The following is a 21,407-nucleotide window of genomic DNA, read 5'->3' as shown; positions in this document are numbered from 1 at the left end:
TATCACCTCAAAAAAGCACTAGGCGTACGGCATATACATATTTAAGATGAGCGCTTCAGTAGATTTTATTTACCCACCTGTGGCCTAGAGCTAGATTTTATTTTTTTATTACTTCAAATGATTAAGATTTACGATACTTGTGAAAGTTGATACACTTACATTAAATGATTTTACGTCTAATATCAAACGATTGGAAAGGATGTACCTATTATGATTTATCCGTACAAAGGGAAATATCCTGAAATCGCAGATTCCGTTTTTATTGCAGACTATGCGACAGTTACTGGTGATGTAAAGATTGGCGAAGAAACGAGTATTTGGTTTAACACCGTTATCCGTGGAGATGTGGCACCAACCATTATTGGAGAGAGGGTAAGTATCCAGGACAACTCAACATTACATCAAAGCCCTAACAATCCTTTGATTATTGAAGATGATGTCACAATTGGACACCAGGTTATATTACATAGTTCCATTATTCGTAGAAATGCTCTGATTGGGATGGGATCTATTATTTTGGACGGAGCAGAAATTGGTGAAGGTTCTTTTGTAGGTGCTGGTAGCCTCGTTCCCCCGGGTAAGAAGATCCCACCAAACACACTTGCATTCGGTCGACCTGCAAAAGTTATTCGTGAACTGACTGAAGATGATCATAAGGAGATGGCGCGTATACGCCGTGAATATGTGGAAAAAGGGCAGCATTACAAGCAGGTACAAAAAGAAGTCCGAGGGAAATAAAAAACTCGCCATTATTTTAGAGTGACCCAGTAAAATGAGACAAGGAAAAAACACCCCCTGTATCGAATTTAGTTAATAACTAATCGATATTTATGGAGGGTGTTTTTATATGGGGAAAAAGGTACATTATCCATCAGAGATTAAAGTAAAAGCAATAGAAATGAAAAAGAATGGATTTACAAACTCAGAAATTATGAATGAATTGGGGATAAAGAATGTCTCACAAATAAAGACATGGATGCGCTGGGATCGTAATGGGGAAAGCTATCGTTTTGAACAGCCTATTGGAAAACAGTACAGTTATGGAAAAGGTCCAGAAGGCCAGGATGAACTTGAAATAGAACGCAACAAAAATAAGCATCTTCAGATGCAAATTAAAATTCTAAAAAAGTACAAAGAACTCGAAAGGAGCTGGTTCCGCAAGTAGTTATTGAATTGGTAGAGGAGTTATCAAAAAAATATAAAATAATTGATATACTCAGTGTTCTAGAAATACCAAAATCTACATTTTATCGTTGGAAAAAGAAATACATTAATCGAGGGCCAAAAAAATTAGAAAAGCTTATAATCGACCTTTGCGAAGAGACTAAATATCATTATGGACATAGAAAAATTAAAGCTCTTCTAAAACAGCGTTATAGCATTAAGGTTAATCGCAAGACTGTACAAGGTATAATGCAAAAATTCAATCTTCAATGTCAGATTAAAGTAAAAAGACAGAAACATATCAATGGGGAAAGTAATATTATTGTGGACAACATTCTTAACCGGAACTTTAAGGCAGAAAGACCCAATGAAAAGTGGGTAACTGACATTACATACCTACCATATGGCTCTTCTATGCTTTATGTATCAACAATAATGGATTTGTATAATAACGAGGTAGTCGCTTATACGGTAAGTTCAGTACAAGATACGAACTTTGTATTAAGTACATTGAGAGAGGCCATAAAAAAGCGAAGACCTAAAAAAGTTCTATTGCATAGTGATCAAGGATCAGTATATACATCCTATGCATATCAAAATTTCGCAAGAGAAAAAGGCATTATCACAAGCATGTCCCGTAAAGGAAACTGCCATGATAACGCCGTAATCGAATCCTTTCACTCCTCGCTAAAGTCGGAAGGATTCAAAGACCATAGAAGATCTTCTATCACTAATATTAAAGTAATTGAGATTGTGAATCAATATATGTGTTACTATAACGAAAAACGAATACAGGCAAAATTAAACTACCTGGCTCCAATTGAATATGGACGTCAGGTAGCATAGGTGTTTTTTCTAAGTCCCATTTTGGCGGGTCAGTTCATTTGGCGAGTTTTTTTATCTTATTGTGCAGCTTGTGCCTTAAGCGTTTCTGCTTTGTCTGTACGCTCCCATGGTAGATCGATATCATTTCTACCAAAGTGTCCATATGCAGCAGTTTGTTTATAAATTGGACGACGTAAATCCAACATTTTAATAATACCTGCTGGGCGTAAATCAAAATTCTTGCGTACTAAATCTACAAGTACATCTTCTGATACTGTTCCAGTACCAAATGTGTCAACTGAAATAGAAACAGGTTGGGCAACTCCAATTGCGTATGCTAGTTGCACTTCACATTTGTCAGCTAAACCAGCTGCAACAAGGTTTTTCGCAACGTATCGAGCAGCATATGCAGCTGAGCGGTCAACCTTGGTTGGATCTTTACCTGAGAATGCACCACCGCCATGGCGTGCATAACCACCATACGTATCTACAATAATTTTACGACCTGTTAGTCCTGCATCCCCTTGTGGACCACCAATTACAAAACGGCCAGTTGGGTTAATAAAATACTTTGTATTTTCATCAATTAGCTCCTGTGGAACAACTGGATTGATAACATGTTCCTTTATATTTCGTTGGATTTGTTCCAATGAAATTTCAGGATGATGTTGAGTCGAAATAACAATTGTATCAATTCGAACTGGATTGTTATTCTCATCATATTCTACAGTAACCTGCGTTTTTCCATCTGGACGTAAATATGGAAGAATCTCGTCTTTACGAACCTTCGTTAATCTACGTGAAAGTTTGTGAGCTAATGAAATAGGTAGTGGCATTAATTCCTTCGTTTCATTACAAGCATAACCAAACATTAAACCTTGGTCACCTGCACCAATTGCTTCGATTTGCTCGTCAGTCATTTGACCTTCGCGTGCTTCTAAAGCTTGGTCAACTCCCATCGCGATATCTGGTGATTGCTCGTCAATCGAAGTTAATACTGCACATGTTTCATAATCAAATCCGTATTTTGCACGAGTATATCCGATTTCTTTAATCGTTTCACGAACAATCTTTGGGATATCTACATATGTAGAAGTTGTAATTTCTCCTGCAACAAGTACTAAACCTGTCGTAACAGAAGTTTCACACGCTACACGTGCATTTGCATCACTAGCTAATATGGCATCTAAAATAGAATCTGAAATTTGGTCACAGATTTTATCAGGATGTCCTTCTGTAACAGACTCAGAAGTAAATAAATGGCGTCTATTTGTCACAAACGCTTCCTCCTTTTGCAATTCAGAACCACAATAAGATGTGAGTTCTGATGTTAATTGATACGGTACTCATTCCCTTAGTATTGTTACCTACCCGATTTTCTATCCTTTATATGAACCAACCAATCAAACAATTAAACACATGAACTCGCGTTAAGTAACATATCTTTTAAAAATAAAAAACCTTTCCCACTTTTTGAGGAAAGGTATAATCGTTCTTCTCGCCTTTCACTCTTATCGATCAAGGTCATGCCTTGCTCAGGTTAGCACCTTATCACTTTTTGATAATGTTGACCTACTAATATATAGGTTTCACAATTAATCTTTTGATATGTAAGAAAAGTGATGGTTGCCGGGTTTCATTGGGCCTGTCCCTCCGCCAGCTCGGGATAAGAGAGTATCCGTTCAATGAATAATCATACCGTAGTCGTCCTTTTTATGTCAACACAATTCCTGAAAAATAGTACATCGAAGTATGTTATACTTTTTTCTTGAAAATTCGACAAATATCGCTAGTTTCAGATTTTCCAATGACTATTTTTACAATTCACCTGCACTTTCCATTGATATATTACGTAAAATACGTTAATAGTATAGACTATTTTTTCTAATGTGTTATACTAATTATAAAATTTGAGATTATATAAAGAATTACAAAAAAAGATAAAGGATGGTTTAACATGAATTCAGTTGAAGTTACAAATGAGCAGCTATTAGAATTAGTGAATGGAAAAAATGCACTTCATAACCTATCTGTTCCTATTTTAGTTGAAAAAGTACTAGCTAGACAAGAAGGAATCCTTACTTCGACTGGTGCTGTACGTGCAACAACTGGGAAATACACTGGGAGATCGCCTGAAGATAAATATATTGTTGAAGAAGAGTCTTCAAAAGATAAAATTGATTGGGGTAACGTGAATAAACCAATTTCTAAAGCTACATTTGAAAACCTTTACAGTAAGGTCTTAGCATATTTAAAAGAAAAAGATGAAGTATTTGTGTTTAATGGTTATGCTGGTGCTGACAAAAAAATACGTCTTCCAATTCAGGTAATTAATGAATTTGCTTGGCATAATCTATTTTCACAACAAATGTTCATTCGTCCCACTTCAGAGGATCTCAAGACACATCAACCTGAATTCACTGTCATTAGTGCACCGAATTTCAAAGCCGATCCGAAGGTAGATGGTACCCGCTCTGAAACATTTATTATTATTTCCTTCGAAAAACGAACAGTTTTAATTGGAGGGACTGAGTATGCTGGAGAAATTAAAAAATCGATTTTTTCAGTAATGAACTATTTATTACCACAACAAAATATTCTTTCCATGCATTGCTCTTCTAACGTTGGGCAAGAAGGAGATGTTGCTCTTTTCTTTGGATTATCTGGAACAGGTAAGACAACTCTTTCTGCAGATCCAAAACGCCGTCTAATTGGAGACGACGAACATGGGTGGTCTAGCTCTGGCGTGTTTAATATTGAAGGCGGTTGCTATGCTAAAACTATCAATCTTTCACGCGAGAAAGAACCACAAATTTTTGATGCGATTCGCTTTGGTTCGGTGTTAGAAAACGTTGTGGTTAATGAAAAATCAAGAATTGCTGATTATGATGATCATTCATTAACTGAAAATACAAGGGCTGCATATCAAATCGAAAATATTGATAATATTATAGTACCTAGCATTGCAGGTCATCCAAATACAATCATATTCTTAACAGCAGATGCATTCGGTGTGTTGCCTCCAATAAGTAAGCTTACAAAGGAACAAGCGATGTATCATTTCTTAAGCGGATACACAAGCAAACTTGCAGGGACAGAGCGCGGTGTAACAGCTCCACAAGCAACATTCTCAACTTGCTTCGGTTCACCATTCTTACCCCTTCCTGCGACTGAATATGCTGAAATGTTAGGTAGAAAGATTGATGAACATAATGTTCAAGTGTTCCTTGTGAATACAGGCTGGACTGGCGGAGAGTACGGTGTTGGCAGCCGCATGAAGCTGTCGTATACTCGTGCAATGGTTCAAGCTGCGTTAGAGGGCGAATTAACAAATGCTGAAACTGTTAAAAATGATATATTTGGATTAGAAATTCCGATTCATATTCCAGGTGTTCCTGATGATGTGCTTCAACCAGCAAAAACATGGGCTGACCAAAGCACATACTATGTAAAAGCAAAAGAATTAGCAATGAAATTCAAAGAAAATTTCAAAAAGTTCTCCAATGTTCCAAAAGAAATTGAATTATTGGGTGGACCACGGATCTAATTTAAAAGTACCATCAACTTTTCACAAACATATGGACCTAACTGAAAGTGCACTTATTTTGGTTAAGTTTTGAAACATTCGTCATTACTTCAGTATTTTATAAAAGCTCGAGGGCTATACTTCGAGCTTTTTTCTATTTGGCTTCCTTGTCTTCATCCATTCTGTTAAACGCCTCACAGTTTCTCTATTTTCATATGGGGGAAAATAATGAGTGTAATGTGGAAAGTACCAACTTTCCACCTCTTTCCCCAATTCCCTTACCCTTTTTTCAAGTCGGTAAGCATGGTGAATGGACACATTTTTATCTTTCTCACCATGGATAATGAGCAGAGGTGCTTCAAGCTTCTCGATTTCATAAAGTGGAGTTCTCCATTTATAACGTTCTGGATATTTTGTAGGTGTTCCCCCAATTACTCGTTTAAGCATTCGACGCAAATCATTTCGTTCAATATACGTAAGACTTAAATCACTAACGCCTCCCCAAGTAACCACTGAACAAACTTGGGGGTAGCGTATGGCTGTTAGAAGAGCCATAACACCACCACGTGAGAAACCAAAAACATGTATTCGTGTTGGAATGACTTTTTCATGCTGTTCCAGCACTTTAGCCGCAGAGAATGCATCATACCTGTCATCGCCTGCAAAGTCCTCATTCCCTTCTCCACCTTGATTTCCGCGATAAAAAGGCGCCATCACTACAAATCCCTCTGAGGCAAATTGGATTATCCGACCAATTCGAACCTTTCCAACATTTTTTATTCCACCTCGAAGATATAAGAAACCATCATACACACCTTCATCCTTTGGTTCAGCAAGGAATCCTTTGATTTTTAATCCTTTGCTCCAATATGTAATTAAAAAAAGTTCAATCGTAGGATTTGGAGAAGGAAATCGTTGTTTTTCAATAATGGTTCCATCCATCATTTTCTTCATCCCCCTTATGTTTACAAACAATTTCATGTTCCAAAAAATTTAAAAATAGGCATTCACACATTTTTGTCACGTTCATACTCTAATCTTAGATAATTAACTATAGCAGACAGTTGACCTGTCAAGGAGGAATGTATCTATGCGACGTTTCGTTGCTTACTTATTTGCATTACTGCTTATTATTCCATTAGTTGCCTGTAATAATAACCAGGTTCAGAAAATCCGTATTGCCGAGGTAACACGTTCTGTATTTTACGCACCACAATATGTAGCAATTACGGAAGGATTCTTTGAAGATGAGGGCTTGGAAATTGAATTAACAACAGTGCCTGGTGGAGATAAAACCATGACTGCATTAATTTCTGGTGGAGCTGATGTAGCCCTTGTTGGATCTGAAACATCAATCTATGTAGAGGCACAAGGTTCAACAGACCCAGTTATAAACTTCGCTGCTCTAACTCAAACAGACGGTACCTTTTTAGTGGCAAGAGAAAACATCGAGAACTTTAACTGGAACCAAATCAAAGACCGTACGTTCCTTGGTCAACGTAAAGGTGGAATGCCCCAAATGGTCGGTGAGTTTGTTATTAAAAAGCACGGAATTGACCCACAAAATGATTTGAATCTCATCCAAAATATCGACTTTGCCAATATCTCAAGTGCTTTTGCTTCTGGTACAGGCGATTTTGTCCAATTATTTGAACCTACTGCTAGTTTATTCGAAAAAGAAGGACGCGGCTATATTATTGCATCATTCGGTGAAGAGTCTGGTAAAGTACCGTATACAACTTTTATGACAAAGCAAAGCTTTATCGATAAAAATGGTGATGCTGTTGAAAAGTTCACACGTGCAATTTATAAAGCACAACAATGGGTAGAATCACATAGCCCTGAAGAAATTGCTGAATCTATAAAAGAGTTTTTCCCAGATACGCCTATCGATTTAATCACATCCTCTATTGAACGATATAAAAACCAAGGCTCATATGCAACAGATCCTGTTCTGTCTGAGGAGGCATGGAATAACCTACAAGACATTATGGATGAAGCAGGTGAATTACCTAAAAGAATTGACTATGAAACGCTTGTTAATACAAGTATCGCTGAAAAAGTAATTTCTAAATAGTTGTTCAAAAAAGTATGGTGAAAATGACACATTGATAGCGTAAATTCGAATAAAAGCTGACATTTTCTGCGAAGTCGAACGTCGAAAGCACCACATCTTGTGGACTCTCGTTAGCTTGCTATTGTATTCCTCACGTATTAACTCGATACACTCTGGTACTCAAAGCTGCACCGCCTCGAACTTTACGACATACAAGATGCTCCAGTGTCGACAAGACATGAGGCCACGGCGTTTTTATCGGGTGCAGTCCTTTTCATCTGCTTTTTGAACACGTATAAATAGGAGTGTTACTATGAACTTTTTATCCGTAAAAAATATCAACCATGTTTATTTTACAAAGGATCAGGCAAAAACCGCACTTGAGAATATTTCACTCACAATAGAGGAAGGAGAGTTCATCTCTCTCCTCGGCCCTAGCGGGTGTGGTAAAACAACGCTACTCTCGATTATTGCTGGATTATTAAAACCGACATATGGAGAAGTATTGATCGAAGGGAAATCAATCTCAAAATCAAAGTCTGATATTGGCTACATGCTTCAACAAGACTATTTATTTCCTTGGAAGACAATCGAGGAGAACATTCTTGTGGGATTGCAAATTATGAATCAAGAAACTGATCACACTAGAAAACAAACACTTGCTCTATTAGAAGAAATTGGGTTAATAGGAGTTGAAAAGTCTTATCCTAAACAACTTTCTGGTGGTATGAGACAAAGAGCAGCATTGGTAAGAACACTTGCCACAAACCCAAAAATTCTTCTATTAGATGAACCATTCTCTGCATTGGACTTTCAAACTAAGTTAAAATTAGAGGATCTTGTTTCAAATACATTAAAGGAATATCATAAAACTGCTATTCTAGTCACGCATGATATTGGTGAGGCCATTGCAATGAGCGACCGAATTTATCTCCTCTCCAAAAGTCCTGGAAAAATCGCTAAGGTTTTTGAGATTCCAGAATGTCTTCGTAACGAAACTCCATTTGATGCAAGACAACATCCAGAATACTCAAACATTTTTCAGCAAATATGGGAGGAGTTAGATAATCTTGAAACAAAACCTGAATATTAAAGTCCTTCACCGCACATATTTACAGTCACTCAAAAAAGAGAAAAGAGTTGTTAGGTTTTATCAACTCCTAATTTTTATCGTCTTTTTCGGGATTTGGGAGATGGCGAGTCGCAATCACTGGATTGATCCATTAATATTTAGTGCCCCCTCAAAAGTTGGGAAACTCTTTATTGAAAAAATAAACGATGGAACATTATTAAATAATCTAGCTGTCACGTTATTCGAAACGGTGCTTGGCTTTATCCTTGGCACACTATTAGGTGCTTTGCTTGCAGCAATCTTATGGTGGTCTGAACGACTATCAAACATTCTTGACCCCTATTTAGTTGTTCTAAATGCAATGCCAAAAGTGGCACTTGGCCCGATTTTAATTGTTGCATTAGGTACTGGATATATATCAATCATAGCAATGGGAGCCATTATTTCCGTAATTATTACAACAATTGTCGTATATACCTCATTTAAGGAAGTCGATTATAACTATATAAAAGTCCTTCTTACGTTCGGTGCTAATCGAAAACAAATCTTCCGCAATGTTATACTACCTTCCTCCTTCCCAGCGATTATCTCTACTTTAAAAGTAAATGTCGGACTATCCTGGGTCGGTGTAATCGTTGGAGAATTTCTCGTTTCAAAGCAAGGTTTGGGCTACTTAATCATTTACGGATTCCAGGTGTTCAATTTCACACTCATCTTCCTAAGTCTCATCTTAATAGCTATTTGTGCAACCTTGATGTACCAAGGCGTTGAGTACCTTGAAAGAAAGTTAATAAAGGACTCAAAGTAGAGAGCTCTTCTAGTTTAATACTAGAGGGCTTTTTTCGTTTTCATGTACTTTGTAACATAATCGATGCTATGAGGAAGTACATCATCCTTCATGATAAAACTGTAACGGCGGTCCGACTTAATCGTGTTTAAAGGAATCTCTTTTAGTAAAACAGGTCCTTTTGTCTCAAAGTAATCGGTTTTATCAAGTAGTCGGCTAATTTCCGCGAAGTAAATATTCTTGATTATGGTCTTCCCTTTCCCAATTACCTTATATTGTCCAATATATTCGATTTCCTGAACCTCGGCTCCTGTCTCTTCCATGACCTCACGAATAGCAGCTGCTTCTGGTGTTTCACCTTTTTCCACTTTTCCACCAGGAAATTCAAGACCACGTTCAGAATGATCTGTTAACAACCATTGGTCCCTGTAGCGACAGATTACCCAGACATGTTTTGGTTTAGTTGAAAAAGGATCTGGGGTAAACGATAAATTCACTTCATTTTTGTATATATCATGAAAAACAATCATTTTGTCTATTCTCCATTATTCTTGTTTTTTTTACTATGATAACATAAAGTGAATCTTCAATCAGCGTGGGGTGTTATTTCTCCTTCATTTGTTAGATAAGACATACAATTTGAGTCACAACAATGTTGCTACACAGAAGTGACATACAAGATTGTTCGACTTCTACTTAAATTCCCCAATAAATTGAAGGTCTTTATCACCACTTGTTAATTCGTGATAAAAAACAAGCCGCTTCATGAAGAAGTGGCTTAATCAATGTTACCTAATACTTCAAGTATTCCTTGGGATTTGATAAAATCCTTTGTTTCTTGGTCACCAAGTCGGTAGAGCATATGAAACACCTGAAGCATGGTTGAGTCATATTTATCATTGGAAGAGTCATTATGATATTCGACAAATGGTACATGTGCGCGTAAAAAACCTTCAATTTCGTTCGTATAATTTGTATTAAAAAGATTTCTTAATTGCTGAATTTCCTCGTCTGTCGCCTCTATTTTATACTCCCAAGTAGACCCAGACTTCACCTGAGATATTTCTCCACTCCCTACAGAGATATAATATGTTTTTTTAGGCTGTTGTTCCAACATGGTTCACTCCTAACAGTTTTACGTTATTTTAGCTTTTTCCCTCAAGGTAGAAAATATGCATTTCACACAAATCCACATGTGTTGACTGCCTAATTAATTAGGCAAGTAGTATCTTTTGATGATTTAGACCATATACTAATCTGCAATAATGCATTTGAATTCTGTAGGTGAAGGGGAAGCAAACATGAAATTAATTGATGAAATTTATGAATTGTACCGGAATAAATTAACGGGTGACGAAGAGGATGCAGACATTGTCGCATTTTCTGTACTTGAACAATTTGAACGGACAGACCTAATTGATTTATTAAACGATTTATCGGATCAAGAGTTACGTAATGTGGTAGGTTTTTATATGATCGAACTCCTCAAAGCAAAAATGGCGCGTGATGGAATTGGCCAATCGAGGATGATGACCGTGGATGAGTTGAGAGATATACATTAGCTTAATTTCTTGACTCCAAAAATATGGTTAGTTCTTTATGCAATATTTTATATTTGTAAACAAACAATCCCCTACACTCACAAAGAATGTAGGGGATATTTTTTCTTATTTACCTAAGAAAGACTTAAGCATCCAATTATGTTTTTCAAGTGATTGGTGGATTCCGAGAAGCATATCTCCTGTAGCTTCATCATCTGCCTCTTCTGCTACCTTCATCCCTTCCTTTAATTCACCTATTAGAATGGAGAAATCGTTAGAAATCGATGCTACCATTTCTTCTGCACTTTCATTTCCATTTGCTTCTTTAACGGATGACATTTCAAGAATCTCTTTCATTGTCGCGACAGGCTGTCCACCAATAGATAATAATCGTTCAGCTAATTCATCAATATATTGAGATGCCTCATTATAGAGTTCCTCAAATTTTTCATGTAGTGTGAAGAAATGTGGACCCTTTACATACCAGTGATAGTTATGTAGCTTAATGTAAAGTACACTCCAGTTAGCAACCTGTTTATTAACCATTTCAATTAATTGTGTTGACATTCCTATCTCCTCCTTAATGTTAGCATACCCTCTTTATATCACAGAAAAACGCAAATTTCGATATTGTTATTTTACAAATTTCAGACAGATTGCACACCTTCTGCCTTAATCCCGTGGTAAGATATAGGGGAATAAGAGGAAATTCCCTATACTACTTATCGTATTAATTGTCTCTATCAAAAAGTTTTTTCTTATTGTTGTCGGTTGTCCCTACATTAAGGAGCCAGTAGTAAGGATAGAGAACAATTCTCATGCAGAACATCCTAAAAATAAGGAGAATCCAGATGCAAAATAAAACCCTTCTTGAGTTAGCGAATGATTGGTTGGTAGAGGCTACAATTGATGATATCCAAGAAAAGTATACGAAAAATGAACTAACTGCCAAAGAACTCGTGCTCATGTATTTACATAGAATATCAACTTACGACGCAACCTTAAAATCGATTCTTGAGATTAACCCTGATGCACTACAAATTGCTATGGCATTGGATGTTGAACGGAAAGTAAATGGACCCAGAGGCCCACTTCACGGCATTCCTGTCTTACTTAAAGATAATCTTGATACAAATGACAAAATGCATACGTCTGCTGGCTCATTGGCGTTGGCCGACTCATATGCTGTAGAGGATTCATATGTTGCATCCCTACTAAGAAAAGCTGGCGCAATCATTTTAGGTAAAACGAATATGACAGAATGGGCAAATTTTATGACAGAGGGAATGCCAAACGGCTATAGCTCTCGAGGAGGACAAACTTTAAATCCATATGGCCCAGGGAAATTTGATGTAGGGGGATCTAGCGCTGGCTCAGGATCAGCAATCGCCGCTAACCTTGGAGTAGTAGCAGTTGGTACAGAAACGTCTGGTTCTATCTTAAATCCTTCCAATCAAAATTCCTTGGTTGGCATTAAGCCAACGGTTGGCTTAGTCAGTCGTTCAGGTATTATACCAATTGCTCACACGCAAGATACAGCAGGACCTATGGCACGAACAGTGAAAGATGCCACATACTTATTATCAGCAATGGCAGAAGTAGATAACCGAGACCCGATTACTTCTACTAGTAGAGTTCTCCCTTCCTATGACTTTACAAGATTTCTAGATGTGGACGGACTAAAGGGAGCACGCATTGGCATCGCAAGAGAGTTTTATTTTGATTATCTAAGTGAAGAAAAACGAGCTGTTATGAATAAAGCTGTTACGGATCTTGAGAACCTTGGAGCAATTGTTATCGAGGATATAAAAATTCCATCGACGAAAAATAAGTGGAGCTATGATGTTTTGACATATGAATTCAAGGTAGATCTAAATGCTTATTTGCGAAGATTAGATCCTTCTATTAAAGTTCGAAATTTAACTGAGCTAATTAAGTTTAATAAGCAAAACAAAGAAAAGATGTTAAAATACGGTCAAATTCTCTTAGAAAAAGCTGAACAAACAAGTGGAACGTTAGTAGAAAAAGAATATATTAAAGCTCTAGAGAATGATCACTATCAATCAACAATAAATGGGATCGACTATGTATTAAAAAAGCATCATTTAGATGCAATTGTTTTCCCAAGTTATGTGGGATCAGCTATTCCTGCAAAAGCTGGATATCCTTCTATTACAGTACCCGCTGGATATACACCAGAAGGCGAACCAGTCGGTATTACGTTTACAGGAACCGCCTATTCCGAGGGCTTATTAATTAAATTGGCTTATTCATATGAACAAGGAACAAAACATCGGGTTCCACCTAAATTATAAATTATTGCGCAAACGCCTTGAAAATAAACCATCGACATTTGCCACCTCATTATGTAAATGTCGATGGCATTACGTCCTCCTCGATCATGCTTTGCGTTTTTTCTTCGTGTGACTAATCCTCAAGTATCCTTCCTTCTTTATGTAAGTCAAACAAGCATAAGGCGATGGGGCTAAGGGCGTGATCTTTAACTTTCTTGACATACTGGCTAGACGTAAATAGGACCTGGCTGTTTGTAGTAGACGTTGATATTCTGATTAAATACTTCTCCATAAGACCATTTCTTATACAAAACAAGACCTCAGCCGATTGACTGAGGTCTCTTAGTTTTAACCAAATACTTTATGAAGTTCTTCTTTTGATTGAGATAGCCAGAAACGCATAAGACGTTTTGCACCTTCTAAATCATGAAGCTTCGCTTGCCCACATTGTGTTTCATTTGCTGCAGGAATTTCTGTAATTTCTACTGCACTTTGCATGGTTGCCTCTAACAAGTCGATAATCTCTGAAACAGTAGGCTCTCCACTTACAACAAGGTAATAGCCAGTTTGGCATCCCATTGGAGAAATATCAATAATATCGAAATGGTCATATTTCTCACAATGCTCACGAAGATTAAAAGCTAATAAATGTTCAAGTGTATGAATAACATCGGGCTTCATTGCTTGTTTGTTAGGCTGACAAAAACGAATATCAAATTTATTTACAACTCCATCTGTACCAACCTTGTGGACGCCACAATGCCTTACATATGGGGCTTTAACAGCACAATGATCGAGTTCAAAACTTTCTACTGATGGCATTCTCTTCACTCCCTATATTTTTCTTTATCTCTATCATAACGCTAATTCCGATATTTTTCATCTATTTAGTTCGAATTAAATATTGGAAGATGTTTGTGAACCACCTTTAAAGATGATTTTCATTCATCCCTATAGTATAGTATAAGTACCTAAACCTTGTAAGGGAAGTAGAAAAAATTGTTTCAATCGTTATTTATAGGAATTATACGTTTTTATCAAAAATTTATATCACCATTAAAACCACCTACTTGCCGCTTTTATCCAACCTGTTCCCAATACGGACTTGAAGCGATCAAGCGTTTTGGCGCAATAAAAGGTGGCTATCTGACGATTAAACGGTTATTAAAATGTCATCCTCTCCATCCAGGTGGAATTGATTATGTACCTGAAAAAAAAGAAGGTAAGCATCATCATTAATGCTACCTTCTTTTAGACTATTTTACGGTCGTTGACTTCTCCAAATGCTCATGTATATCCCCTTTTTCAAGATGAACTTGTACATGATATGTTCCGCTCTCAGCAAATGTATATTCTGACTGATATACTCCTTCATCTGTTTCACTTGCATCAATGAATTCATGTTTGTCGGCTCCATCTTTCCAAATCTCAAAACGAACGCGTGCATCTGTAAGGAGAACATTTGATTCTTCAAAAGACACTTGTACAGTGGACTGCTTCCCTTTTATATATTCTGCTTCTAAGGGAAAATCAATTGCAATATCTCCACTGCCGTGATGATGATGCTCATTCGTATCTGTTGTCTCTCCTTCAAGCTCATCAGCAACCTCAGGGTTACCAATCACGACCTCAACTGTTGGCATCGTATGCATGCTTCTAGCAGTTACATGTGCTGTAACAGAATAGATCCCCTCTGAATCAAAAGTTTTTACAGCCGTATATTCACCATTTGATTGATGCTCACCATCTAAGAATTCACTTTCACCATTGGCATTTTGTCGAATTTCAAATTGAACTTCGTCCGCATCTTCTACCGTTTCATCCCCCTGAGTTACTACTGCAAGAAAGGTCACTTCATCACCTGGGTTCATTTCATTAGGGCTAATCGTTAAGTCAACTTCTAGTGGAACTAATTCAGTGGTATCAGTATTCTTCGATTCTGTTTCACTATTACATGCTACAAGAGCAAACATTGCAACGATTAAAAGAAACAAGATTGTTTTTTTCATTTCCTTCACCTCAACTACATGGTACAACAAATGTCCATTTTTTCATGTGTATTTTTTATGACATTACCCATGTTAACCAAAAGTAGTATTCAATTTACTCCAAACCGCAAAAAAAGAGATCAATTGACCTCTTTACCTTACTTTATTTCCATCTACGACTACATCTAGTTTTCCTGTTTCTGGATGAATGACAAGACCATGGACAGGGACATCATTTGGTAGGAGTGGATGATTTTGAATCAATTCAACACTATGACGAACACTATCTTCAACACTGTTAAAACCTTCAAACCATTTTTCAAGATTAATTCCCGAATACTTTAATGTATCGAACTTCTCCTCCTCAACGCCTCTCTCTTTGATTTTATGTAAAATTGAATCGGCATTAAGTGCACTCATTCCACAATCATGGTGGCCAACGATGCAAACCTCATCCGCATTCAAATCATAAACAGCCACCAATATACTTCTCATTAAACTTCCAAATGGATGTGAAACAATGGCACCTGCAACTTTTAAGATTTTAACATCCCCATTTTTCATATTCATTGCTTTTGGAAGTAACTCAATGAGTCGTGTATCCATACAAGTTACAATCACCATTCTTTTATTCGGGAGTTTCGTCGTTTCATATTTCTCATATTTTTTATTTTCAACAAATTCTTTATTGTACGCTAAGATATTATCTAATTGAGACATTCAATCACCTTTCTCTATTTTAATTCTTTTTATTTTATCAAAAGCTTGCCAAAATTAATAATGTTTTTTTCGTTACTAAGTTTCGTATCTAACTGAAATACTAAACCAAATAAGTTTTTTGTTCTCAAATCGGAATAATTACGATATAATATGAAAGGAATTTTAAACAGGTACCATATTGGATACTTGAGAGGAGAAAGGAAATTGAAGAAATATAACCTATATCTCGTGCTCCTATTAGGAATCATCATTCTTACAGCTTGCGGAGCCGATCAAAATAAAGCACCAGATAAAGAAGAAGGTAAATTTATGGTTTATACGACCGTATTTCCCTTAACAGATTTCACAAGTAAAATCGGAGGCGAAAGCGTCTCAGTACAAAGTGTATATCCACCTGGATCTGATGCACATACATTTGAACCAACTCCTAGGGACATGACGGACATCGCGAGTGCCGATGCGTTTATATATACAGGTGTTGGGGTTGAAGGATTTGTGGCAAATGCTCAAAAAACATTAAAGGATGAAAAGGTGGAGTTAATTGAAGCTGGTGAGGGGATTGAATTTTTAAGTACTGAGGATCACCATCACGAAGATGAGGAAGAGCATCATCATGGAGATATTGATCCACATATATGGTTAGACCCGCTTCATTCGATTCAGCTTGCAGAAAATATTAAAAATGCATTAATTCAATTAAACCCAGCAGAAAAACATACGTATGAAGAGAACTTCAATGAATTAAAGGATCAATTAGAAGTGTTGCACAATGATTTTATTGATGTAACTAGTTCTGCAAAACGAAAAGAAATTCTAGTTGCTCATTCTGCCTATGGGTACTGGGAAACAAGATATGGCTTAGAACAGATAAGTATTACGGGACTTTCCCCAAACAATGAACCATCGCAAAAAGAACTTAAAAACATTATTGACACGACTAAGAAACACGGTCTTAACTATATTCTCTTTGAACAAAACATTTCATCTAAAATAGCCAAAACAGTTCAAAGTGAAACAGGCACAGAAAGCCTAAACCTTCATAATCTAGAAGCGATAACGAAACAAGAAGCGGAAAAAAATGAAGATTACTTTAGTTTAATGTATCAAAACCTTGAAACATTAAAGAAAGCACTAAATTAACTACCTGCTTTGGGAGATGTTTCTTGTATCCACACCCCTTTCTTGGAGAAAATAAAAATGCTAGACCACATTCTGTAGAAAGAGGTGTAGTACAATGGCACAAGACGTCTTATGTGAAGTAAAAAATTGCCACTATTGGGCAAGTGGTAACAAATGTAGTGCTGACGCTATTTATGTTGTGAGCAGCACAGGTCAAACAGCATCAGAACAAACCGAAACTGACTGTAAAACCTTCATTCCTGAAGGCGAAATATAAACACAAATGCGTGGGTGCCTATGTTAAACGTCTACTTACTACTACTGTCACGTCACGTACTGTGACAAACGTAGACGCCAGCAAATCCTAGAGGATGTTTTGCATTCTCTTCCTCCGATGTTGATGCTTTAGAATCATTTGTTGTCCTGTGTGCAAGTTCGACAAGCATAAGACATTGTGGTTAGAAGATTGCTCTCTGACCATAATGAGAGTAGCAAAGGGCTAGGCAAGGATGCCAGACGTAAATTAGGTCCCAAGGCAGCTGATCACTCAGCTGTCTTGATTTTTTTCTTATTTTTTTCGTATTTTCAAAAATATCGAAGTAAATTAATTGACAAAATTTAAAAATGAACATATGATAATTTAAAAGTTGCACAAAGGAAACATTTATTCATATAGACAAAATGGATAACTTGACCATTTTTTAAGGAATGTATTTTATCCCTTGGATATTCGCTACGTATCAAAGATGTCCATTTCGATTAATTCACCTTCCATTTTATTACAAATAATTTTAGAAAAGATCCTATAATTTACCTTGAGAGGAGAATAAGCGATGTATGAAAATCTATTACTCGCTTTTAGCTTAACCCTATTTGCTGGCCTTGCAACTGGGATTGGAAGTTTAATTTCCCTATTCACGTCAAGAACCAATACCAAATTTTTATCATGGACACTTGGTTTTTCTGCTGGTGTCATGATTTACGTATCCATGATTGAAATTTTTGTTAAAGCTAAAGATGCCCTTACTGCCGAATTAGGTGATCAAATGGGGAACTGGTTGACCGTTGCAGGTTTTTTTGGAGGGATGCTTTTAATTGCAATAATCGATAAATTTGTACCAGAAAGTAGCAACCCTCATGAAGTAAAAAAAGTGGAAGACATGAATCTCACATCTTCCAATGTGGACGATGCACAATTACTAAAGATGGGAACCTTCACTGCACTTGCAATTGGAATCCATAATTTCCCGGAAGGAATTGCTACCTTTACCTCAGCTCTCCAAGACCCAGGGCTTGGAATCGCTATTGCAATCGCGGTAGCCATTCATAATATACCTGAAGGGATTGCGGTTGCTGTACCAGTCTATTTTGCAACAGGTAGTAAAAAAAGAGCCTTTAAGCTCTCTTTTCTGTCTGGGTTAGCGGAACCAGTTGGGGCAATTGTAGCATTCCTTATATTAATGCCATTTTTAAACGATATCATGTTTGGGATTATTTTTGCTGCAGTAGCAGGAATTATGGTTTTTATTTCTCTTGATGAATTACTTCCAGCATCTAGAAGATATGATAGTGGGCATTTATCCATTTACGGATTAATTGCTGGTATGGCTGTAATGGCCTTAAGTCTACTGCTGGTCCTATAAAAATAAAAAACGCATTGCCAATGCCATCTAATTACTGTAATACTTTCTTCTGTTTGGTTAAATGATGTATATATTCCCAGTCTATATTAAATCCAATTCCAGGCCCGTCTGGAACGGCAATGCGGCCATTTTCAACAACCACTTCTGGATCAATAACATCCCTATCCCAGTATCTTGACGATGCTGAAATATCACCAGGAATTGTGAAATTAGGAAGACTAGCTAAGGCAATATTATGAGCTCTTGAAATACCCGTTTCAAGCATTCCTCCGCACCAAACAGGAATTTGATGGGACTGACACAAATTATGAATTTGTATTGCCTCCGTCATTCCCCCTACTCGACCAATTTTTATATTCATTACCCGACAACTTCCCAATTCAATTGCCTGACGGGCATCATCGATTGATGTAATGCTTTCATCCAAACAAATGGGGGTTTGAAGTTCTTTTTGCAGCTTAGCATGGTCAATAATGTCATCTTCTGCTAATGGTTGTTCAATCATAAGTAAATGAAACTCATCCAACGCTTTAAGGTGATATGTATCCTTTAACGAGTATGCCGAATTTGCATCTACCATCAGTGATATAGTTGGAAACTCCCGCCTGATTTGTTGAAGTAGCTTATAATCCTGACCTGGCTTAATTTTTATTTTGATACGTTTATATCCTGCCTTGATATGCTCTTCTATTTTACTGAGAACTTTCTCAATCGAATTCAAACTAACAACTACACCTGAATCAATAAAATTTTTCGTTCCACCGATTGCTTTAGATAGCGAGATGCCTTGCTTTTTTGAATAGATATCCCAAAAGGCCATATCAATACTTGCTTTCGCCATGTTATTACGTTTTATAGATTGAAAATTGTTTTGTAATTGCTGAGGATGATCATATGCTTCATTTACTATTTGCGGCACTAAAAAATCTTCAATCATATGCCAACATGTCTTAATGGTTTCTTCTGTATACCAAGGCGAAGAAAAAGCTACAACTTCTCCCCACCCTACAACACCTTCCGTATCCTCCACTTCTACAAGAATACTCTCTCTCTTCTCAACCTTCCCGATACCTGTAACAAATGGGGATAGTAACTTTTGTTCAATCAGGTGGAGCGTGACCTTTTTTACCTTAATCATGTTTCTCATCCTTTAATAATTCAATCAATTTTCGCCTCATGAGTTTATTGGAAGCATTTCGTGGCAGCGATTCAACGTAGTGAATTGATTTTGGAACCTTGTACCGTGCAAGTCGTTCATGACAAAAAGCAATGATTTCATCCTTAGTAAGCGTACATTCTTCTTCGATTTTCACAAAGGCAACAGGCACCTGCCCCCACTTTTCGTCATCTATACCAGTTACGCCTGCTTCTAAAATGTTTGGATGTCCTAATAACACAGCTTCAAGTTCAGCAGGATAAATATTTTCTCCTCCAGAAATAATCAGATCTGATCGACGATCCATAACAAAAAGAAATCCTTCTTCATCAAGGTAACCGATGTCTCCTGTGTACAGCCAACCATCCACAATGGCCGTCTTTGTAGCATCGGGTCGATTTAAATAACCTATCGTAACATTAGGAGCTTTTACTACAATTTCCCCAACTTCATATGGAGGTGCAATCTTACCATCTTTTTCAATTTTGATTTGAACTGGAAAAAGCGGCTTTCCCGCTGAACCAAGCTTGGAAATACTGTATTCAGGTGCCAATGTGACAACTTGGGAGGCCGTTTCTGTCATTCCGTATGTTTGGAAAACGGGAATATTCCGTGCTAGACATTCTTCTAATAAAGGTTTTGGAGCGGGACCTCCCCCCAACAACATTCCTCTAAATGTACGAGGATAATCTTCATTTCCTAATGCATCTAGCATTCGTGCTAGCATAACACTCACTACAGACATGATTGTTACACCTTGTTTCATGATTGATTCATTTGCCTTATGAGGATCAAATCCTTCGTGTATAACTGCTGGAATCCCATAAATGATACTTCTGTATAAAATCGATAACCCACTGATATGAAACATGGGAACGGTGAGTAACCAGCAATCATCTTGGTGAAGCCCCAAATTCAAACTAGAACCTATCGCACTCCACCAATGATTCCCATATGTATGTATAACTCCTTTTGGGTTTCCGGTCGTGCCAGATGTATACATAATGGTATCAGCTTGGTCCAAAGTAAAATATTCTTGGATTTCACATTCAGCCTCAGGTAGCTCCACAAGTTCTGTTATCGTTATTTTTTTATTGAGAAAATGATTAACCTTTTCAAGAAATGCTTCTTCTGTTACAAGCATTTTTGTACCAGAGTCATTCAATTGATACTCCAGTTCACTGCTAGTTAACTTGCTATTTAAAAGTACTGTAACCGCTCCAATATATTTTAAGGCGTGAATTACTTCCACCATCTTAACACTGTTCTTCATAAGAACGGCCACGGCATCACCCTTTTTTGCCCCTGCGTATGCAAGTTGGTTCATTGTTTTTATAACATTTTGATGTAAGGATAAAAATGAAATCTCTTCATCTTCGGTTTTAAGTGCTATTCGCTCGGGTGTTAAATATGCACGCTGCTTTAGCCAATTAGGCATCTCTGTTACATTCATTTTTCTACTATCCCCTTTTTCGTAAAATGATGCAAAAACAGCTTGATGAGATTCTCATCAAGC

Annotated in this window: 22 protein-coding genes and 1 riboswitch; of the genes, 12 read left to right on the top strand and 10 right to left on the bottom strand. The window is 37.0% G+C overall.

The window, feature by feature from the left end:
• Nucleotides 1-210: 210 nt before the first annotated feature.
• Complete coding sequence (locus tag ACWPVE_RS14015; protein ID WP_453994295.1) at nt 211-738, top strand: gamma carbonic anhydrase; 528 nt, start codon at nt 211-213, stop codon at nt 736-738.
• 109 nt (nt 739-847) lie between these two features.
• A protein-coding gene (locus ACWPVE_RS14010; protein ID WP_453990671.1) for an IS3 family transposase occupies nt 848-2,010 on the top strand; the annotation gives its coding sequence in 2 pieces (ribosomal slippage) (nt 848-1,121 and nt 1,121-2,010; 1,164 coding nt in all).
• A gap of 56 nt (nt 2,011-2,066) precedes the next feature.
• Here ACWPVE_RS14010 and metK read toward each other — a convergent pair.
• Entirely contained in the window at nt 2,067-3,266 is a 1,200-nt protein-coding gene (gene metK / locus ACWPVE_RS14005; protein ID WP_453994293.1) for a methionine adenosyltransferase, read from the bottom strand.
• A gap of 231 nt (nt 3,267-3,497) precedes the next feature.
• Nucleotides 3,498-3,662: riboswitch (SAM riboswitch) on the bottom strand.
• Between the two features lie 284 nt (nt 3,663-3,946).
• Between metK and pckA the strand changes: the two genes are divergently transcribed.
• A complete protein-coding gene (gene pckA, locus ACWPVE_RS14000; protein WP_453994291.1) occupies nt 3,947-5,536 on the top strand; it encodes a phosphoenolpyruvate carboxykinase (ATP) in 1,590 nt (529 codons plus the stop codon).
• A gap of 114 nt (nt 5,537-5,650) precedes the next feature.
• On the opposite strand, the gene ACWPVE_RS13995 is transcribed toward pckA, so the two are convergent.
• On the bottom strand, nt 5,651-6,457 hold the full coding sequence (locus tag ACWPVE_RS13995) for an alpha/beta hydrolase family protein (RefSeq protein ID WP_453997538.1): 807 nt from the start codon (nt 6,455-6,457) through the stop codon (nt 5,651-5,653).
• Between the two features lie 148 nt (nt 6,458-6,605).
• Between ACWPVE_RS13995 and ACWPVE_RS13990 the strand changes: the two genes are divergently transcribed.
• From ACWPVE_RS13990 to ACWPVE_RS13980, 3 genes are all read left to right on the top strand, one after another.
• Nucleotides 6,606-7,592 (top strand): ABC transporter substrate-binding protein, encoded by a 987-nt coding sequence (locus ACWPVE_RS13990; RefSeq protein WP_453994289.1) that lies wholly within the window; start codon nt 6,606-6,608, stop codon nt 7,590-7,592.
• A 292-nt stretch (nt 7,593-7,884) separates the two neighbouring features.
• Nucleotides 7,885-8,664, top strand: coding sequence for an ABC transporter ATP-binding protein (locus ACWPVE_RS13985; protein WP_453994287.1), 780 nt, complete (start codon nt 7,885-7,887; stop codon nt 8,662-8,664).
• Nucleotides 8,642-9,451 (top strand): ABC transporter permease, encoded by an 810-nt coding sequence (locus ACWPVE_RS13980; protein ID WP_453994285.1) that lies wholly within the window; start codon nt 8,642-8,644, stop codon nt 9,449-9,451. Before ACWPVE_RS13985 ends, ACWPVE_RS13980 begins: the two co-directional genes overlap by 23 nt.
• A 20-nt stretch (nt 9,452-9,471) precedes the next feature.
• Here ACWPVE_RS13980 and ytkD read toward each other — a convergent pair whose 3' ends face one another.
• Nucleotides 9,472-9,960, bottom strand: coding sequence for an RNA deprotection pyrophosphohydrolase (gene ytkD, locus ACWPVE_RS13975; RefSeq protein ID WP_453994283.1), 489 nt, complete (start codon nt 9,958-9,960; stop codon nt 9,472-9,474).
• 248 nt (nt 9,961-10,208) lie between these two features.
• Nucleotides 10,209-10,547, bottom strand: coding sequence for a hydrolase (locus tag ACWPVE_RS13970; protein ID WP_453994281.1), 339 nt, complete (start codon nt 10,545-10,547; stop codon nt 10,209-10,211).
• A 184-nt stretch (nt 10,548-10,731) separates the two neighbouring features.
• Between ACWPVE_RS13970 and ACWPVE_RS13965 the strand changes: the two genes are divergently transcribed.
• Entirely contained in the window at nt 10,732-10,992 is a 261-nt protein-coding gene (locus ACWPVE_RS13965; protein ID WP_453994279.1) for a DUF6154 family protein, read from the top strand.
• 105 nt (nt 10,993-11,097) lie between these two features.
• Here ACWPVE_RS13965 and ACWPVE_RS13960 read toward each other — a convergent pair whose 3' ends face one another.
• On the bottom strand, nt 11,098-11,538 hold the full coding sequence (locus ACWPVE_RS13960; RefSeq protein ID WP_453994277.1) for a Dps family protein: 441 nt from the start codon (nt 11,536-11,538) through the stop codon (nt 11,098-11,100).
• Between the two features lie 284 nt (nt 11,539-11,822).
• Here ACWPVE_RS13960 and ACWPVE_RS13955 point away from each other — a divergent pair, with 284 nt between their 5' ends.
• Nucleotides 11,823-13,286 (top strand): amidase family protein, encoded by a 1,464-nt coding sequence (locus tag ACWPVE_RS13955; protein WP_453994275.1) that lies wholly within the window; start codon nt 11,823-11,825, stop codon nt 13,284-13,286.
• Between the two features lie 327 nt (nt 13,287-13,613).
• Here ACWPVE_RS13955 and ACWPVE_RS13950 read toward each other — a convergent pair whose 3' ends face one another.
• Nucleotides 13,614-14,087, bottom strand: coding sequence for an S-ribosylhomocysteine lyase (locus tag ACWPVE_RS13950; protein WP_453994274.1), 474 nt, complete (start codon nt 14,085-14,087; stop codon nt 13,614-13,616).
• A gap of 177 nt (nt 14,088-14,264) precedes the next feature.
• Here ACWPVE_RS13950 and yidD point away from each other — a divergent pair, with 177 nt between their 5' ends.
• The gene (yidD, locus tag ACWPVE_RS13945; RefSeq protein ID WP_453994272.1) at nt 14,265-14,504 is read left to right on the top strand and encodes a membrane protein insertion efficiency factor YidD; all 240 of its coding nucleotides are present in this window, start codon (nt 14,265-14,267) and stop codon (nt 14,502-14,504) included.
• A gap of 17 nt (nt 14,505-14,521) precedes the next feature.
• On the opposite strand, the gene ACWPVE_RS13940 is transcribed toward yidD, so the two are convergent.
• Together ACWPVE_RS13940 and ACWPVE_RS13935 are read right to left on the bottom strand one after the other, a co-directional pair.
• A complete protein-coding gene (locus ACWPVE_RS13940; RefSeq protein WP_453994270.1) occupies nt 14,522-15,274 on the bottom strand; it encodes a FixH family protein in 753 nt (250 codons plus the stop codon).
• Between the two features lie 132 nt (nt 15,275-15,406).
• Nucleotides 15,407-15,973 carry a beta-class carbonic anhydrase gene (locus tag ACWPVE_RS13935; protein ID WP_453994268.1) on the bottom strand — a complete coding sequence of 189 codons (567 nt, stop codon included), beginning with the start codon at nt 15,971-15,973 and terminating at the stop codon, nt 15,407-15,409.
• A 204-nt stretch (nt 15,974-16,177) separates the two neighbouring features.
• Between ACWPVE_RS13935 and ACWPVE_RS13930 the strand changes: the two genes are divergently transcribed.
• From ACWPVE_RS13930 to zupT, 3 genes are all read left to right on the top strand, one after another.
• Complete coding sequence (locus tag ACWPVE_RS13930; RefSeq protein WP_453994266.1) at nt 16,178-17,113, top strand: metal ABC transporter solute-binding protein, Zn/Mn family; 936 nt, start codon at nt 16,178-16,180, stop codon at nt 17,111-17,113.
• 94 nt (nt 17,114-17,207) lie between these two features.
• A complete protein-coding gene (locus tag ACWPVE_RS13925) occupies nt 17,208-17,369 on the top strand; it encodes a DUF1540 domain-containing protein (RefSeq protein WP_453994265.1) in 162 nt (53 codons plus the stop codon).
• Nucleotides 17,370-17,925: 556 nt separating this feature from the next.
• A complete protein-coding gene (gene zupT, locus ACWPVE_RS13920) occupies nt 17,926-18,735 on the top strand; it encodes a zinc transporter ZupT (RefSeq protein WP_453994263.1) in 810 nt (269 codons plus the stop codon).
• Between the two features lie 31 nt (nt 18,736-18,766).
• Here zupT and menC read toward each other — a convergent pair whose 3' ends face one another.
• Together menC and ACWPVE_RS13910 are read right to left on the bottom strand one after the other, a co-directional pair.
• Nucleotides 18,767-19,870, bottom strand: coding sequence for an o-succinylbenzoate synthase (menC, locus tag ACWPVE_RS13915; RefSeq protein ID WP_453997536.1), 1,104 nt, complete (start codon nt 19,868-19,870; stop codon nt 18,767-18,769).
• Complete coding sequence (locus ACWPVE_RS13910) at nt 19,866-21,344, bottom strand: o-succinylbenzoate--CoA ligase (RefSeq protein ID WP_453994261.1); 1,479 nt, start codon at nt 21,342-21,344, stop codon at nt 19,866-19,868. Before ACWPVE_RS13910 ends, menC begins: the two co-directional genes overlap by 5 nt.
• Nucleotides 21,345-21,407 lie beyond the last annotated feature (63 nt).

It is taken from the genome of Bacillus nitroreducens (assembly GCF_964021195.1).
This window is presented reverse-complemented; position numbering and strand designations above follow the sequence as displayed.

Coding starts and splice junctions, on each gene's coding strand:
- ACWPVE_RS13925 (WP_453994265.1), top strand. CDS start 17,208: ATGGCACAAGACGTCTTATGTGAAGTAAAAAATTGCCACTATTGGGCA.
- ACWPVE_RS13985 (WP_453994287.1), top strand. CDS start 7,885: ATGAACTTTTTATCCGTAAAAAATATCAACCATGTTTATTTTACAAAG.
- ACWPVE_RS13950 (WP_453994274.1), bottom strand. CDS start 14,087: ATGCCATCAGTAGAAAGTTTTGAACTCGATCATTGTGCTGTTAAAGCC.
- zupT (WP_453994263.1), top strand. CDS start 17,926: ATGTATGAAAATCTATTACTCGCTTTTAGCTTAACCCTATTTGCTGGC.
- ACWPVE_RS13935 (WP_453994268.1), bottom strand. CDS start 15,973: ATGTCTCAATTAGATAATATCTTAGCGTACAATAAAGAATTTGTTGAA.
- ACWPVE_RS13910 (WP_453994261.1), bottom strand. CDS start 21,344: ATGAATGTAACAGAGATGCCTAATTGGCTAAAGCAGCGTGCATATTTA.
- ACWPVE_RS13995 (WP_453997538.1), bottom strand. CDS start 6,457: ATGGATGGAACCATTATTGAAAAACAACGATTTCCTTCTCCAAATCCT.
- ACWPVE_RS14015 (WP_453994295.1), top strand. CDS start 211: ATGATTTATCCGTACAAAGGGAAATATCCTGAAATCGCAGATTCCGTT.
- ACWPVE_RS13940 (WP_453994270.1), bottom strand. CDS start 15,274: ATGAAAAAAACAATCTTGTTTCTTTTAATCGTTGCAATGTTTGCTCTT.
- ytkD (WP_453994283.1), bottom strand. CDS start 9,960: ATGATTGTTTTTCATGATATATACAAAAATGAAGTGAATTTATCGTTT.
- ACWPVE_RS13955 (WP_453994275.1), top strand. CDS start 11,823: ATGCAAAATAAAACCCTTCTTGAGTTAGCGAATGATTGGTTGGTAGAG.
- ACWPVE_RS13965 (WP_453994279.1), top strand. CDS start 10,732: ATGAAATTAATTGATGAAATTTATGAATTGTACCGGAATAAATTAACG.
- pckA (WP_453994291.1), top strand. CDS start 3,947: ATGAATTCAGTTGAAGTTACAAATGAGCAGCTATTAGAATTAGTGAAT.
- ACWPVE_RS13960 (WP_453994277.1), bottom strand. CDS start 11,538: ATGTCAACACAATTAATTGAAATGGTTAATAAACAGGTTGCTAACTGG.
- ACWPVE_RS13990 (WP_453994289.1), top strand. CDS start 6,606: ATGCGACGTTTCGTTGCTTACTTATTTGCATTACTGCTTATTATTCCA.
- ACWPVE_RS13970 (WP_453994281.1), bottom strand. CDS start 10,547: ATGTTGGAACAACAGCCTAAAAAAACATATTATATCTCTGTAGGGAGT.